We start from the raw sequence: 16,180 nt of genomic DNA, 5'->3' as shown, positions 1-16,180 counted from the left end.
AAACCTCGATTCTTTGCCGTTAACGCAGACCCTTATGTCTTGCCTGATCAAGCACAGCCGCCAATACTGCCTCGATACTTAATTTAGTCGTATCAAGGGAGATCGCGTCCGTTGCCGGCTTGAGAGGCGCTACTTCACGGTTCATGTCACGCGCATCCCGAGCTTGAATATCCACCAATATTGCCTGAAGACTAGCACCCAGTCCCTTATTTATCAACTGGTTATAACGGCGGTTCGCACGCTCCTCGGCACTGGCTGTAAGATATACTTTCAACTGAGCCTGTGGAAATACCACTGTTCCCATATCCCGCCCATCCGCTATCAGACCGGGGGCGGAGACAAATGCTCGCTGACGTTCCAACAACGCATCACGAACAGGCCCTAACGCAGCAACAACAGAGGCATCTGAGCCACACTCTTCCGTGCGAAGGCTATTAGTTACTTCTTCACCCTCGAGAATGATTGAAACCTCGTTCTGATTAGCAGGCATTTCAAACTGCACATCAAGGTGCGCAGCCAGAACCACTAACGCGCTTTCATCATCAAGCGCCACACCATGGTGGCGTGCTGCCAGTGCAACTAACCGATACAGCGCACCGCTGTCCAGCAAATTCCAGCCAAGCTCTCTTGCCAGCAGACTACAAATAGTTCCCTTTCCAGACCCACTAGGACCGTCTACCGTAATAACCGGGAAATTTCCCATGTTATTTCTCCTCTTTCCGTACCTGGATACCTACCTGCTGAGCCAACTCAACAAAATTAGGGAATGATGTTGCAACATTTGCACACTCACGAATTTCTATAGCCCCTTTAGCTCTGAGCGCAGCGATAGTAAATGACATCGCGATTCTGTGATCATCATGGCTTTCAATAATACCGCCACCCATTTCGCTACCACGGATAATCGCACCGTCGGGTGTTCCTTCGATATCGGCACCCAGAACTTTCAGTCCATCAACCATCGCCTGAATACGGTCACTCTCTTTGACTCGTAACTCTTCAGCACCGGTCAAAACCGTTTCACCTTCAGCGCAAACAGCGGCAATAAACAGCGCAGGAAACTCATCAATAGCGAGAGGAACCTGGTCTTCCGGAATGTTAATCCCTTTCAACGGAGCATAACGAATGCGGATATCAGCCACCGGCTCACCGCCCACTTCCCGCTCATTCAACAGTTCCAGGTTACTGCCCATCGCCCGAAGGATATTGATAACCCCAATTCGGGTTGGATTAATGCCCACATGTTCCAGAGTAATATCTGAATCAGGACAGATAGCCGCTGCCACCATGAAGAAAGTTGATGAGGAAATATCCGCAGGCACATCAATTTTAGCCGCAGATAGTGAACCACCACCTGACAGAGAAACCTTATTTTTATCGACACCAACCTGATAGCCAAAGCCACGCAGCATACGCTCAGTGTGATCCCGCGTTGGTGCCGGCTCGATTACCGATGTCTCACCTTCCGCGTAAAGACCCGCAAGCATGACACAGGATTTCACCTGGGCACTGGCCATTGGCATCTCATAATTGATCGCTTTCAACTGTTGACCACCTTTTATCCGCACAGGAGGGCAACCATTTTCTCCGGTTTCAACTACCGCCCCCATCAGCCTCAACGGTTTAGCAACGCGCTCCATAGGGCGCTTGCTAAGCGAATCATCGCCACTCAACTCTGAATCAAAGGACTGACCCGCCAGTAGCCCAGACATCAATCGAATAGTTGTTCCGGAATTACCGACATAGATAGGCCGGGGTGGTTTCTGCAAACCGTTAATACCCACTCCGTAGATTTTCACTTCGCCCTGGTGCGGCCCTTCTATGACAACCCCCATATCACGAAATGCCTGAAGCGTTGCCAGACTATCTTCCCCTTCAAGAAAACCTGTCACCTCAGTAACACCATCCGCTAATGATCCCAGCATGATTGAGCGATGAGAGATAGATTTATCACCAGGCGCTCTGATGCTGCCCTGTACCTTACCGCCCGGCTGGGCAAAAAATGTAGTTTCTGTAGTTGTCATATTCTGAGTGTAGGCTGAGCCTGATAAAATTTTTGTGAAATGCTCGCGAGATGCTTTTGCTCGGGTAAAAATCCCCAGCATCTCCCGACTGTCTTCGGACTCAATAGCTGATCTGAGCCGACTTAATCCATTCGAGAATTCGTCAATCTTTTGCAGTATGGCCTGCTTATTTGCCAGACCAACATCGTGCCACATGGTAGGATCACTAGCAGCAATCCGGGTAAAGTCCCTGAATCCCCCCGCCGCATAACGGAAGATATCAGTACAATCCTGCTCCTGAGCCAGCGTATCAACCAGAGAAAACGCCAGCAAATGAGGCAGATGACTGGTAGCTGCCAGAACTTCGTCGTGGCGCTCAACATCCATTCGTAATACTTGAGCACCCACTCCCTGCCACATCCTTGAAACCAGCGTAACAGCCTCCGGATCACTGTGCGGCAGTGGTGTAATAATCACTTTATGATGTTCAAATAATGTTTCATCTGCGGCGGCCACACCGCTTTTTTCTAGTCCTGCAATAGGGTGCCCAGGAATAAAGCGTTCCGGTACCTCACCAAACAAGCTTTCAGCCGCTCTGACGACATTCCCTTTAACGCTACCCACATCAGTAATGATCGTATCTGGTCGTAAAGCGGGCTTAATATCGGCCAGTACAAACTCCATTACCTTAACCGGTACCGCCAAAACAATCAGATCGGCCTGCTCTACTGCAGCTAAAAGATCGAACGCTATTTCATCAACGACCCCCAAGCGAAGTCCCGTCTCCAGCTCATCCACGTCCCGATCGTAACCGACAACTGTTTTGCAGGTCCCTCGCAGTCGCAGTGCCCGAGCCAACGAACCACCAATTAAACCCAGCCCAATAACTAAGACCCGTCCCGTCAGAAAGCTCACTTTTTAAGCACCTTAGCAAAAGCCTCCAGACAACGCCTATTCTCTTCAGGCAAACCAATTGTCACCCGTAGGTGGTTTGGCATCTTATAGTTCGCAACAGGCCTGACAATGACCCCTTCGAGTAATAATGCTTCGAACAATGAAGCTGCATCCTCACCACAATCGACCGTGATAAAGTTACCAACAGAGGGAATCCAGCTTAGCCCCAGTTCAATAAAGCCCTGCTCTAACTGGCTCATCCCCGCGCTATTGTTACTGACGCTACGCTGAAGAAAGTCATCATCGGTTAACACCGCTGCGGCAGCGTCCAAAGCAGGGATATTGACATTAAACGGTTGACGAACACGATTCAAAAGGTCGGTAATCTGCGGATTAGCTACCGCATAACCTACTCTTAAAGCCGCTAATCCATAGGCTTTTGAAAAGGTTCGGGTGACGATCAGATTAGGAAAATCGGCCAGCAAGGAAAAGCCTTTCGCATAGTCCGTTTCGGATACATACTCGGCATAAGCCTCGTCCAGTACAACTATAACCGCCTCAGGCACCTTCTTCATAAAAGAATGCAATGCCTCTTGCGTGAAATAAGTACCCGTAGGATTATTTGGGTTCGCCAGATAAATTACCCGCGTTTTATCCGTGACCGCTGCTGCCATCGCCTCCAGGTCATGACCCCAGCTTACAGCAGGTACGACAACAGCTTTAGCTCCTATCGATTGCGTAACTAACATATAAACAACAAAAGAATACTCAGAATAGATGATCTCATCGTCCGGTAACGCAAAAGTCCGGCCAATCAGATCAAGCACATCGTTCGAGCCATTTCCCAGGGTGATTGTCTCTGGTGAAATACCATATTGATCTGACAATGCCTGTTTCAATCGAAAACCGCTGGCATCCGGATAACGGCAAGCATCTTTTAGACTTGCAGCAGCTGCTTCCATCGCCAGCTGACTTGGCCCAAGAGGGTTTTCATTACTTGCTAGCTTAATACTGTTGCTAATACCCAGCTCTCGTTCCACTTCCTCAACCGGTTTTCCCGGCTGATATGGATGAAGCCCCTGAATACCGGGAGTCGCCAGTGCATAAAAGTCAGATGCCATAATTTTCTATTCCTGGTCAGAGTACGGCTACCGGATAAGAACCCAAAATTTTAAGCTCCACCGAATCAGATTCCAATTCCTGCAATACTTTCTGTATATGCGAATTAGCTGAATGCCCCTGAAAATCAATATAAAAAACGGAATGAGAGCTTTCTGTGCTGGCAGGACGTGTTTCTATACCAGTAAGGCTGATCTCATGTTTATGAAAGTGCTCGAGAAGCTCATAAAGCGCGCCCGCCTTATCCCTGACAGTCACTAAAATAGACGTTTTATCCTGGCCACTTTCACCTACAATCTGGTCCCCGATAATCAGATAACGGGTACTATTATCAGACTGATCATCAATATTTTTTGAAACAATATTTAACTGATAAAGATCTGCAGCCAGCTCACTGGCAATTGCTGCAGCACCGGGACCTTGCTGTAACGCCATTCGCGCCGCTTCAGAATTACTACTGACAGGTACCCGCTCAGCAGAGAGAAAATGGTTATCCAGCCAGCTACGACACTGTGACAATGTCTGTTGAGGCGAATATATATGAGTAATGCCATCCAGCCCTTCAACACCCGCTCGCAGTAAGTGATGATGAATATTCAACTTCACTTCCCCGCAAATTGTTAGCTGAAAGCGCTTAAACAGATCCAGAGTATGCCCGACCATTCCTTCAGAAGAGTTTTCAATCGGCACCACACCATAATGCGCACCACCGGCTTCCACTTCGCGGAAGACTTCATCACTGTTGCTAAATGGAATACAGTGAGCCGAATGACCAAAATGTTTACTGGCAGCCTGCTGAGTAAAGTTCCCTTCTGGCCCCAAAAAAGCAACATGCATTGGCTGTTCCAGCGCAAGACAGACCGACATTACTTCACGAAATAACCGAGCAACTTCTTTATCTGCCAGAGGACCCTCGTTTCGCGCCATCACACGGCGCAAAACCTGAGCTTCACGTTCAGGACGATAAAACACAGCATCCTGAGGCCCTTGATGCTTTTCCTTGACCTCTGCAACCTGCTGCGCGCAACGGGCACGGTCGTTCAACAGTTGGTGAATCTGTTTATCGATTGAATCGATCTGATCTCGCAGAACCTTAAGTTCTTTTTCCTGATCACTCATTCTAACGACCTCTGCTATGTCGGCTCAGCCGTGACGTTGTGAAAAATCCTGCATAAATGCGATCAAGGCATCTACACCCGCTTCAGGAACAGCATTATAGATACTCGCCCTCATACCACCAACAGACCGATGGCCAGGTAGATTCAACAAACCCAGCGCTTCCGCCTCAACGAGAAACTGTTTATCCAAATCCGCGTTATCCAGAATAAAAGGAACATTCATCCAAGACCGCACATTATGCGCTACAGGATTTGAGTAAAATGGATTCTCATCAATTGCCGCGTAAAGCTTTTCCGCCTTACGACGGTTAATTTCACTAATTGCCTCAACGCCGCCCTGAGCTTTCAACCATTTAAACACCAGACCAGCCAGATACCAGCCGTAGGTTGGCGGGGTATTAACCATAGAGCCTGCATCGGCGGTCATCTTATAGTCATACAATGAAGGTGTACCTGGCAATGTATCACCAAGCAGATCTTCCCTAACAATAACCACTGTCAGACCAGCCGGGCCAATGTTTTTCTGTGCGCCAGCATAGATCATTCCAAAACGACTCACGTCGATCGGGCGTGACAATATGTTAGAAGACAGATCAGCTACCAAGGGTACATCACCGGTTTCTGGAATATAATCAAACTCAACACCCCGAATCGTTTCATTCGGTGTGTAATGTAGATAAGCGGCATCAGGGCTAAGTTTTAACTCTTCCTGTCGCGGAGCGCTGGTAAAGTTATTTTCTTCTGAAGTAGCAATTACATTGACATCACAGTAACGCGACGCTTCTTTAATTGCTTTCTTAGACCAGTCACCCGTATTGATATAATCTGCCGTTTTTTTACCGCGCAGCAGATTCATCGGGATCATGCTGAACTGGCTGCTAGCACCACCCTGCATAAACAGGACTTTGTAGTTGTCAGGTATCTGCATCAAATCACGAAGATCCTGTTCAGCTTCTTCAGCCACACTGACAAATTCTCGGCTACGGTGGCTCATTTCCATAATGGAAAGCCCCAAACCGTGCCAGTCAAGAAGCTCTTCCTGAGCCTGCTTTAATACATCAACCGGTAGCGCAGAAGGACCGGCGCTGAAATTATAATTACGTGTCATTTGGAATATTCTGTAAAAATCTGTAAAAATCTGTAAAACGATCAGAGAGAACCAGTGCAGACCGGCTGCACAGGCTCCCAACACTTATGAATGATTACTCTTCGACATCATCTGATGACTCTGACGTCTGATCTGCTTCAGATTCTGGTGCTGAAGCAACCTCACCCTCTTCGCCGTCGACCACTTCACCTTCGATCAGATCATCTTCAGCCTCTTCAGGCTCTTCGATTCGCGCAACACCGACCAGATTTTCATCTTCAGCCACCCGAATTACTCGAACGCCCTGGGTATTACGGCCCAGCACTGAGATCTCTTCACCGCGGGTACGAACCAATGTGCCCTGATCACTGATCAGCATCACATCGTCGCCTTCAAACATCTGCACTGCACCAATAAGCTCACCATTGCGGTCAGTACACTGCATCGCAATCACACCCTGACCGCCGCGACCATAGGTCGGGAAATCAGCAATCGCCGTTTGCTTGCCAAAACCATTAATACTGGTAGTCAGAATTCGACCATCTTCCTGCGGAATAATCAGTGAGATAACCTTGGCGTCGTTCTGCAGTTTAATACCACGAACACCACGCGCCGTCCGGCCCATAGGTCTCACATCATCCTCAGGGAAACGGATCGATTTGCCCTGACTGGAAACCAGCATCACTTCAGCAGTACCATCAGTAATCGCCGCACCGATCAGGGTATCACCCTCATCCAGCGCCAAGGCAATAAGTCCGGTTGAGCGAGGACGTGAGAAATTCGTCAGTGGAGTTTTCTTTACCGTACCATCAGCAGTCGCCATAAACACATAGTGTTCATCTGCGTATTCATTCACAGGCAATATAGTGGTGATACGCTCACCTTCCTGTAACGGCAGGATATTAACGATAGGCCTGCCTCGGGCTGCACGACTCGCTTGTGGAATCTCGTACACTTTCAACCAGAACACTTTACCCATATTGGTAAAACAGAGAATAGTGTCATGAGTACTGGCAATCAGCAGTTTCTCGATAAAGTCTTCATCTTTAACCGCAGTAGCAGATTTACCTTTACCGCCACGACGTTGCGCCTGATACATCGTAAGAGGCTGTGTCTTGGCATAACCACCGTGGGAGATGGTAACTACCATGTCTTCTTCGGCAATCAGGTCAGCTACTGTAAAGTCCTGCTGAGACGCAATAACATCAGTACGACGCTCATCACCATACTCTTCGACGATCAACTCAAGCTCTTCACGGATCACTTCCATCAAACGCTCAGCGCTGTTCAGGATAGCCAACAGTTCCGCAATACGCTCCAGCAACTCACGATACTCAGCAATCAGCTTGTCGTGTTCAAGGCCGGTCAGACGATGCAGTCGCAGCTCAAGAATAGCCTGCGCCTGAGCAGGAGACAGATGATAGATACCATCATGCATTCCGTACTGCGCTTCAAGATCTTCTGGACGACACGCATGCTCCCCTGCACGAGACAGCATTTCAGTTACATCACCTGGCTGCCAGGGGGTGGCAATCAACCGTTCTTTAGCTTCAGCTGGCGTAGGTGAGGCTTTAATCATCTCGATGACAGCATCGATGTTCGCCAAAGCGATTGCCAGACCTTCAAGTATATGGCCTCGCTCACGTGCTTTGCGTAGCAAATAAACGGTACGACGGGTAACAACTTCGCGGCGATGGCGGACAAAGCATTCAAGAATGGTTTTAAGATCCAGGGTACGGGGCTGGCCATCAACCAACGCAACCATGTTGATACCAAAAACATTCTGCAGCTGAGTCTGAATAAAGAGGTTATTAACCACCACCTCAGAGACTTCACCCTTTCGCAACTCGACAACAATCCGCATACCATCTTTATCGGATTCGTCACGCAGTTCGGTAATCCCTTCCAGCTTTTTCTCTTTAACCAGCTCGGCTATTTTTTCAATCAAGCGAGCTTTGTTAACCTGATAAGGAATCTCAGTAAAGATGATCGATTCTTTACCGTTTTTATCGTTAGTTTCTATATGGTATTTAGCACGAATATAGATCCGGCCCCGACCCGTCTGATATGCCTGCAGGATACCAGCACGACCATTGATAATGGCTCCCGTAGGAAAGTCCGGCGCAGGAATATAGTGCATCAACTCATCGATAGTAAGATCAGGATTATCGATCAACGCGATACAGCCACGTACCACTTCCCCCAAATTATGCGGAGGGATATTGGTTGCCATACCTACCGCAATACCGGCAGAACCGTTTACCAACAAGGTAGGCACTTTAGTCGGCAGCACTTCAGGTATATGCTCGGTTCCATCATAGTTAGGAACGAAGTCTACCGTCTCTTTTTCAAGATCGGCTAATAGTTCATGGGAGATCTTCGCCATGCGTATTTCGGTATAACGCATCGCTGCAGCGGAGTCACCGTCAACCGAACCGAAGTTACCCTGACCGTCGACAAGCATGTAGCGCATCGAGAATGGCTGAGCCATTCGTACGATCGTATCATAAACAGCGCTATCACCATGGGGGTGATACTTACCGATTACGTCACCTACCACACGGGCAGATTTTTTATACGCTTTATTCCAGTCGTTACCCAATTCGCTCATCGCGAATAACACCCGACGGTGTACTGGTTTAAGACCATCCCGTACGTCTGGCAACGCACGCCCTACGATCACGCTCATCGCGTAATCCAGATATGACTGCTTCAGTTCATCTTCGATGTTTACTGGCAGAATCTCTCTGGCTAAATCACCCATAATAGCTCTGGCTATCCTTGAATCTGACTGCTGAGAATTTAGTGGCCTAACTCGCCATAAAAGCGGTAAACCTTAAGCGCCCGAGTATACCATAAAGAAGCGGTAATACTCTCGTAAAATTAAGGCGTTGCAGCCCTACACCCAAGTTCTTTGCGGAACCACAGCAGACGGCCTGTATTCGCCCCGTTAGCGGTGCTAGAATGTCGCACAATTTCTACCAAACTACAGCCTTTGGCAGCAGAATATGACTGATTCCCAGAATACTACCGGCGCAAACATTGACCCCCATGAGATTGCTAAGTTTGAAGAACTGGCCAGCAGATGGTGGGACCGGGAGAGTGAATTTAAGCCACTTCACGACATCAACCCTCTGAGGGTTGATTTTATCGACCAGTTCGCTTCGTTAAATGGAAAAAGAATACTTGATGTTGGTTGCGGCGGCGGCATTCTTTCAGAAGCGATGGCCCACCGCGGGGCCGAAGTAACCGGCATCGACATGGGCGAGGCTCCACTTAAAGTGGCTAAACTTCACGGACTGGAAAGCGGCGTCAGCGTTACTTATCGCCAAATAACGGTAGAAGAACTAGCATTAGAACAACCCGGTAGTTACGACATTGTCACCTGCATGGAGATGATGGAACACGTACCCGACCCCTCTTCTATTGTTGACGCCTGCAGCCAACTGGCAAAGCCCGGCGGGCATGTGTTTTTCTCTACGCTCAACCGAAACCCCAAGAGCTATATGATGGCAATTGTTGGTGCTGAGCATTTGCTGAACCTGGTCCCCAAGGGCACTCACGACTTTAAGAAATTCATCCGCCCTTCAGAACTGGCAAACTGGATCCGTAAAAGCGGATTACAAAGCAAAAAAATCACCGGATTAACATACAACCCACTAAGCAAAAGCTACAAACTTAACGATAAAGATGTTGATGTAAATTATATGATTGCTACCCGGAAGCCAGACTAAAACATGAGCCAGGCGCTACCAGCAGCAGTTCTATTCGATCTGGACGGCACCCTGATCGATACTGCGGCTGATTTCCACTATGTCATCAATCTGTTATTAGCAGAACACCAACGCCCACCTATTAGCTATAACTACCTGCGCACATATGTTTCCAACGGGGCCAGAGCAATGGTCGGCGCGGCGTTTAATAAAACAGAACAGGATCCAGAGTTTTCGGGACTTCTCGAGCGCATGTTGGAACTTTATCTCGAGCACTTAACAACCAATACCAAACCTTTTCCCGGTATCACCGAGCTACTTCACTGGCTAGGAGATAAACAGATCCCCTGGGGCATCGTTACCAATAAACCTGAAATTTACACCACCCCTATTATGCAAGGGTTAGACTTTCATCCCGCCGCCGGCACCATTATTTGCCCAGACCACGTCAAGGAAAAGAAACCTCACCCTGAAGCACTATTTCTGGCTTGCACAGAACTGGAAGTTTCCCCTGATAAAACAGTTTATATCGGCGACCATCGTCGCGATATAGAAGCCGGCCTCAGAGCTGGCATGCAAACGATTGCCGTCAGCTATGGTTATCTGGATCAAGGGGAAGACATAAACAGCTGGAACAGCCATTTCCAGACAGATCATGCGAAGAATATTCGTCCGATTCTGAAAACAATCTACAGCCACGACTAAGCCATCAATACTGAGCCACACTACAAAGGAGCACCCATGTTCGACTATCAGGCACCGGAAAACCTTTTACAAAACAAAAACATCCTGGTGACCGGCGCCGGTGAAGGTATCGGCCGAGCTGCCGCACTCAGCTACGCGTCACATGGAGCCACTGTCATATTACTAGGGCGGACAGAAGAAAAACTAGACGCTGTTTACGATCAGATAGAAGCTGAGGGTTATCCACAACCTGCAACCATAACCCTCAACCTAGAAACAGCGAACGAAACTGATTTCGACAATCTGGCCGCCACCTTAGAACAAGAATTCGGCCAGCTCGATGGCATCCTACACAACGCCAGCATTATCGGATTACGCACGCCATTAGAGAGCTATGACCCGACAGTATGGAAAAAAGTCATGCAGGTAAACGTCAATAGCGCCTTCATGCTAACCCAGGCACTTTTATCTCTTACGGAAACCTCGAAAGACGCATCTGTGATCTTCACCTCATCCAGTGTTGGACGAGTGGGCAAGGCATTCTGGGGCGCCTACGCTGTGTCTAAATTTGCTACTGAAGGGATGATGCAAGTCTTAGCAGACGAACTTGAACACAACCCTGACATCCGCATCAACTGCATCAATCCCGGCGCAACCCGCACTAATATGCGCGCCAGCGCTTACCCGGCTGAAAACCCAATGGACAATCCAGCTCCTGAAGAGATTATGCCACTCTACCTATACCTCATGGGCCACGACAGCCGTGCAATAAACGGCAAATCCCTTAACGCCCAGTAAGTACATCGCCTAACACAAAAAAACGCAGCTATAGCTGCGTTTTTTTATTAACGATAGTTAAACCATTTTAACGCTCAGAGCGCTTAGGCCCCACTTCACGACGCGTCCGCTGACGACGAACACGACGCTCCGCCTGCTCAGCCTCTTTCACCGTTGGCGCTTTATTCTTTTTCTGCTTCATATCCAACATACTCGACAGCATGTTGATCTCTTTTTGTGACAATTCTTTCCAGTGCCCCGCCTTCACCTCACTCGGCAAAAAGAACGGTCCATACCGAACTCGCTTCAGTCGACTGACCTGCACCCCCTGAGACTCCCACAAGCGCCGAACCTCTCGATTCCGTCCTTCCATGATACAGACGTGATACCATTTGTTAGCGCCCTCTCCATCAAAGAACTGCACATCTGAAAAACGCGCCATCCCATCATCCAGCAAGACACCTTCCTTAAGCCGGGCAATCATCGCCTCATCAACATCACCCAGAACTCTTACTGCGTATTCCCGATCGATATTTGCGGAAGGGTGCATAAGATTATTTGCCAGCTCACCATCCGTAGTAAACAACAATAAACCTGAAGTATTTATATCCAGTCGGCCGACAGCAATCCAACGACCCTGCTTCAACGGAGGCAGATGATCAAATACCGTCGCCCGCCCTTCTGGGTCATGGCGAGTTGCAATCTCACCCAGAGGCTTGTTGTAAACCAGGACTTTACGGTCACTATCCCGATCAAACACCATCTTTTGTGGTCGCCCGTCGACCTCCACTACATCCCGAATCGAGATTCTGTCGCCGAGCGTTGCCACCTGATCATTTACTAAAATACGACCAGCCTCAATCCAACGTTCCATCTCACGACGTGAACCCAATCCGGAACGCGCCAAAACTTTTTGCAGTTTTTCGTCTATCATCGACGCATCCTCGTATGAATTTTCTATCTACTACTTGGTATAAGGTAAAAACAAAAAAGCCCTTCGACATAGCATCGAAGAGCTTTAATTATTCTACCGGAAAATGCTTATTAAATTAAGCAGTCTTCCTTAGTTTTGCCTGCAGTGAATGCCGCCTGAAAAGCTGCTGGCGTACGACCACGACCCGACCACTGATGCAACTCACCATTTGCATCTGTCACCTGATATTTAGGCGCAACCTTTTTCTTAACCGGCGTATCAACCAGAGTCATAAGATCATTCAGATCCACACCCGCTTCCAGCATACTCTGCTTAATAGCCTCAATCTTTTCCAGACGCTCTCGCTCTTCTACTAACAGCGCATTTTCCTGCTCGAGCTTTTCTTCAAGAATCTCTGTCAGATCAGCGATCGCCTTTTCAATATCAGAACCAGCCAATGCCTGACACTGCTTACGAAGAGAATTCTTTCGAGTTAAAAGTTTTACAAAATCGGTCATTATTAATCACCAACAAAAAGGTTTTGGGGAACAGATGTGAATTATTGTTTAATAATTATTATTTTTCAATAAAAATAACATGTTTAATTATTAAAAGGATGATACATCACCGGCACCTTCTCGAATAACAACGGGAACGTCATCAACTAAATTAATAACGGATGTCGCCTCCATTCCGCAATAACCACCATCAATCACAAGATCAACTTCATGCTGCAATAGATCTCGAATCTCATAAGGGTCCATCAAAGGAAGTTCTTCACCAGGCATTATTAATGACGTACTCATAATCGGCTCGCCTAATACTTCCATTAGATGCAGCGCTATATTATTTTCCGGAATCCTTAAACCAATAGTACGCCTTTTCGGGTGCAGCAAACGACGCGGCACTTCTGTCGTCGCATTCAGTATAAAAGTATAAGCCCCCGGCGTATGCGCCTTCAATAAACGATAAACAGCGTTATCAACTTTTGCGTAGGTGCCAATTTCTGACAGATCCCGACAAACCAGCGTAAAGTTATGTTTATCATCCAATTTACGGATACGCTTTATTTTCTCTAACGCTGACTTATCACCCAGGTGACACCCAAGCGCGTAAGCACAATCGGTAGGGTAAACAACCACTCCACCTTTCTTGATTATATCAACAGCCTGATTAATCAGGCGCTGTTGTGGATTATCCGGATGAATCTGAAAAAACTGGCTCACAAGAAAACCTTCTACTCAAATATATGTAATCAATTCTACTTAATTACCGATTAATGCTGAAGCAGTTTAGAGAGTACATGAGCATTATTACTGCAATAACCGGGATATTTTCCAATACCCGTCCAGTGAAACTGCCTTTTATGGAAATCGCTACCAGCAGAAACCATTAATTTATGTTTTGCCGCGAGCTTATCCAATTGAGGAGTATGGCCTGATTCAACACCCGGATAACTTATTTCAATCGCCTCACCACCCTGACCACTAAAACTTTCGACCATAAGCCGAACTTTAGTAAATGTCATTTTGTATTTTGTTGGATGCGCTAAAACAGACACGCCACCCGACTGGCGTATAATATCAATTCCCTGTTCCATCGATGGCCATTCCACTTTTACGTCACCCACTTTCCCAGCCCCCAGATAACGGTTAAAAGCCTGCACTTCATTCTTTACCACGCCCGCTTCAACCATCGCCTGAGCAAAATGCGGCCGCCCAATCTGACCCGCCCCGGCCAGCTCTAGAGCGCGGGACAAAAGATCAGGGATATTTCGCTTGATCAATCGCTGAGCAATTAACTCTGCTCTTTCCAGTCTAAGCCGATCCAGCCCTCGCAAATATTCACCGAGTAACGAATCAGTCTCATCAAAGCCAAGCCCTATAATATGAACCATATTACGACCCCAGCTGCAGGTTAGTTCAGTTCCAGACAACACCCTGACAGAGCTATCAATAGCGGCTGCCCGAAGCTCTTGTACCCCAGCAACAGTATCATGGTCAGTTAAAGCAAATACCTCAACACCTTGTTCAGATGCACCCTGAAGCAACTCAGCCGGCGTAAGTTCACCGTCGGAATAGCAGGAATGACAATGAAGATCGCTATATGGTAATTCCCCACTACCGTCGGGTTTATAACTTAACTCGCTCACTCTATAATCAACTCACTTTTAACTACTAAAATGTTGCCATGAAACTACTTTTAGATTTTCTGCCCGTTATTATCTTCTTTATTGTTTACAAAAGCACCGATGATATTATTTTGGCAACCGCAATTCTCATTCCAGCCACTCTGTTACAGATGCTATACACCTGGATTAAGACCCATAAAATCGAAATGATTCAGCTGGTCACATTGGGACTCGTTGTGGTCCTGGGCGGGGCGACCATTATCTTTCAGGATAAAACGTTTATACAGTGGAAACCTACGGTTGTTACGTGGTTATTTGCTACAGCATTCCTGGGCAGTCAGTTCATTGGTGACAAAACAATTATACAGCGACTGATGGCGGGAACCATTGAGATGCCTGCGCACGCATGGAAGCAACTTAACCTGGCCTGGGTTATTTTCTACCTTATATTAGGAGCAATTAACCTCTACGTAGCCTACACTATGAGCGAAGAGACTTGGGTTAACTTCAAATTATTTGGCATGTTAGGGCTCACCGTTATTTTTATCCTGTTACAAGGCTTCTATATATCAAAACATATTGAGCCTGAAACAACTGAAACAAAGCACGAAAACGATAATTAAGGATCAAATAATGTTCTACGCCATTATTAGCGAAGATAAACCCAACACTTTAGAGCAACGCCTGGCTGCCCGACCCGATCACCTGGCAAGGCTTGAATCACTTCGTGATGAAGGGCGTCTTTTAGTTGCAGGCCCGCACCCGGCAATCGATAGTGAAGACCCCGGCCCCGCTGGCTTTACCGGCAGCCTGGTTATTGCTGAATTTGCTTCACTGAACGAAGCCCAAAGCTGGGCTGACGAGGATCCGTATATAAATGCGGGCGTTTATCAACAAGTGGTGGTAAAACCATACAAAAAAGTTTTACCATAGTGTCGCTTTTTAGGCTTTAATTTCCATAATAGGAATACTCAGATTCATTCTGTTTAACTTAGGTTCAGGTTGAACTGGTATAAATAGCCAAGATTAGAACACGAATAAACTAATAAGGATGTATACGATGAAGAAACTTGTACTGACAACAGCTCTGGCTCTGACTATGGGAATTTCTGCAGCAGCACAGGCTCACCCTGATCACGCAGGTTATGCTACCAGCTCTAACGACACTGTCTGGAAAACCAGCAACGGCGAATGCTGGCAGCATAGCTATTGGGAAACGGACGATAAAACTGTAGAGTGTGGCGCCGAAGCTGCTGCGCCAGCTCCAGCCCCTGCTCCAGCGCCGAAAATGACCATGAAAATGGTTGACGCTGAAGAAAACCACATTGTTTACTTTGACTTCAATAGCAGCAACGTTACAGATGTAAGCGCTATCGTAAACTACGTTGGTTCACTGGCTAAGCTTAACACTATCGAACTGAAAGGCTACACTGACTCTATCGGTAGCAATGCATACAATGATGCGCTTTCTCAGCGTCGTGTAGAAGCTGTTGATGCTGCTCTGGCTGCTGCAGGTATCGATACAGGTAAAGTAGTATCTCACGCATACGGTGAAGCAAACCCAGTTAAAGATTGTACTGATGCTGGCGCTTCTCGTAAAAGCTGCCTGGCCGATAACCGTCGTGTAGAAGTATCTATCAACGGTCAGAAGCAGATCAAAGTACAACAGTAATTATCGCTGTTAGCTTGCTGTTAATACAACAGTAAAGTCTAATATAAACCGGTATCTGCAGTATCTTAT

Annotated in this window: 16 protein-coding genes; 6 read left to right on the top strand and 10 right to left on the bottom strand. The window is 47.4% G+C overall.

The genetic code is table 11. The features are described from left to right. Nucleotides 1–19 precede the first annotated feature (19 nt). From cmk to gyrA, 6 genes are all read right to left on the bottom strand, one after another. The gene (gene cmk, locus AMJAP_RS04050) at nucleotides 20–703 is read right to left on the bottom strand and encodes a (d)CMP kinase (RefSeq protein WP_019622500.1); all 684 of its coding nucleotides are present in this window, start codon (nucleotides 701–703) and stop codon (nucleotides 20–22) included. A 1-nt stretch (nucleotide 704) separates the two neighbouring features. Beyond that, nucleotides 705–2,918 carry a bifunctional prephenate dehydrogenase/3-phosphoshikimate 1-carboxyvinyltransferase gene (locus AMJAP_RS04045; RefSeq protein WP_019622499.1) on the bottom strand — a complete coding sequence of 738 codons (2,214 nt, stop codon included), beginning with the start codon at nucleotides 2,916–2,918 and terminating at the stop codon, nucleotides 705–707. Further along, nucleotides 2,915–4,018, bottom strand: coding sequence for a histidinol-phosphate transaminase (gene hisC / locus AMJAP_RS04040; protein ID WP_019622498.1), 1,104 nt, complete (start codon nucleotides 4,016–4,018; stop codon nucleotides 2,915–2,917). The genes AMJAP_RS04045 and hisC overlap by 4 nt, the downstream gene beginning before the upstream one ends. Nucleotides 4,019–4,034: 16 nt before the next feature. After that, nucleotides 4,035–5,135 (bottom strand): prephenate dehydratase, encoded by a 1,101-nt coding sequence (gene pheA, locus AMJAP_RS04035; RefSeq protein WP_019622497.1) that lies wholly within the window; start codon nucleotides 5,133–5,135, stop codon nucleotides 4,035–4,037. Between the two features lie 24 nt (nucleotides 5,136–5,159). Further along, nucleotides 5,160–6,242, bottom strand: coding sequence for a 3-phosphoserine/phosphohydroxythreonine transaminase (serC, locus tag AMJAP_RS04030; RefSeq protein WP_019622496.1), 1,083 nt, complete (start codon nucleotides 6,240–6,242; stop codon nucleotides 5,160–5,162). Nucleotides 6,243–6,336: 94 nt separating this feature from the next. Continuing rightward, on the bottom strand, nucleotides 6,337–8,985 hold the full coding sequence (gene gyrA, locus AMJAP_RS04025) for a DNA gyrase subunit A (protein ID WP_019622495.1): 2,649 nt from the start codon (nucleotides 8,983–8,985) through the stop codon (nucleotides 6,337–6,339). 244 nt (nucleotides 8,986–9,229) lie between these two features. Between gyrA and ubiG the strand changes: the two genes are divergently transcribed. Genes ubiG through AMJAP_RS04010 form a run of 3 tightly spaced genes read left to right on the top strand, consistent with a single transcriptional unit; the run spans nucleotide 9,230 to nucleotide 11,416 of the window. Next, nucleotides 9,230–9,955 (top strand): bifunctional 2-polyprenyl-6-hydroxyphenol methylase/3-demethylubiquinol 3-O-methyltransferase UbiG, encoded by a 726-nt coding sequence (gene ubiG / locus AMJAP_RS04020; protein ID WP_019622494.1) that lies wholly within the window; start codon nucleotides 9,230–9,232, stop codon nucleotides 9,953–9,955. A gap of 3 nt (nucleotides 9,956–9,958) precedes the next feature. After that, nucleotides 9,959–10,639, top strand: a complete 681-nt coding sequence (locus AMJAP_RS04015; protein WP_019622493.1) for an HAD-IA family hydrolase — start codon at nucleotides 9,959–9,961, stop codon at nucleotides 10,637–10,639. Between the two features lie 36 nt (nucleotides 10,640–10,675). After that, nucleotides 10,676–11,416, top strand: a complete 741-nt coding sequence (locus AMJAP_RS04010; protein ID WP_019622492.1) for a YciK family oxidoreductase — start codon at nucleotides 10,676–10,678, stop codon at nucleotides 11,414–11,416. Nucleotides 11,417–11,483: 67 nt separating this feature from the next. Here AMJAP_RS04010 and rluB read toward each other — a convergent pair whose 3' ends face one another. The 4 genes from rluB to AMJAP_RS03990 all read right to left on the bottom strand — a co-directional run bounded on the left by rluB (nucleotide 11,484) and on the right by AMJAP_RS03990 (nucleotide 14,460). After that, entirely contained in the window at nucleotides 11,484–12,329 is an 846-nt protein-coding gene (gene rluB / locus AMJAP_RS04005; RefSeq protein ID WP_019622491.1) for a 23S rRNA pseudouridine(2605) synthase RluB, read from the bottom strand. Nucleotides 12,330–12,439: 110 nt separating this feature from the next. Continuing rightward, complete coding sequence (locus AMJAP_RS04000; RefSeq protein ID WP_019622490.1) at nucleotides 12,440–12,826, bottom strand: H-NS histone family protein; 387 nt, start codon at nucleotides 12,824–12,826, stop codon at nucleotides 12,440–12,442. 90 nt (nucleotides 12,827–12,916) lie between these two features. Then, the gene (locus AMJAP_RS03995) at nucleotides 12,917–13,534 is read right to left on the bottom strand and encodes an L-threonylcarbamoyladenylate synthase (RefSeq protein ID WP_019622489.1); all 618 of its coding nucleotides are present in this window, start codon (nucleotides 13,532–13,534) and stop codon (nucleotides 12,917–12,919) included. Nucleotides 13,535–13,584: 50 nt separating this feature from the next. Beyond that, nucleotides 13,585–14,460 carry a PHP domain-containing protein gene (locus AMJAP_RS03990; RefSeq protein ID WP_019622488.1) on the bottom strand — a complete coding sequence of 292 codons (876 nt, stop codon included), beginning with the start codon at nucleotides 14,458–14,460 and terminating at the stop codon, nucleotides 13,585–13,587. Between the two features lie 38 nt (nucleotides 14,461–14,498). On the opposite strand from AMJAP_RS03990, the gene AMJAP_RS03985 reads away from it, so the two are divergent. The 3 genes from AMJAP_RS03985 (at nucleotide 14,499) to AMJAP_RS03975 (ending at nucleotide 16,111) form a co-directional block, all read left to right on the top strand. Beyond that, nucleotides 14,499–15,062 (top strand): septation protein A, encoded by a 564-nt coding sequence (locus AMJAP_RS03985; protein WP_019622487.1) that lies wholly within the window; start codon nucleotides 14,499–14,501, stop codon nucleotides 15,060–15,062. 10 nt (nucleotides 15,063–15,072) lie between these two features. Beyond that, nucleotides 15,073–15,372: a YciI family protein gene (locus tag AMJAP_RS03980; RefSeq protein WP_019622486.1), complete on the top strand. Its 300-nt coding sequence runs from the start codon at nucleotides 15,073–15,075 to the stop codon at nucleotides 15,370–15,372. Between the two features lie 127 nt (nucleotides 15,373–15,499). Then, nucleotides 15,500–16,111: an OmpA family protein gene (locus AMJAP_RS03975; protein ID WP_019622485.1), complete on the top strand. Its 612-nt coding sequence runs from the start codon at nucleotides 15,500–15,502 to the stop codon at nucleotides 16,109–16,111. The last annotated feature ends 69 nt before the right edge of the window (nucleotides 16,112–16,180 follow it).

Source organism: Amphritea japonica ATCC BAA-1530, from assembly GCF_016592435.1.
GTDB classification, from domain to species: Bacteria; Pseudomonadota; Gammaproteobacteria; order Pseudomonadales; family Balneatricaceae; genus Amphritea; species Amphritea japonica.
The sequence above is the reverse complement of the archived record's forward strand: the minus strand, read 5'-3'. Positions and strand labels throughout refer to the sequence as shown.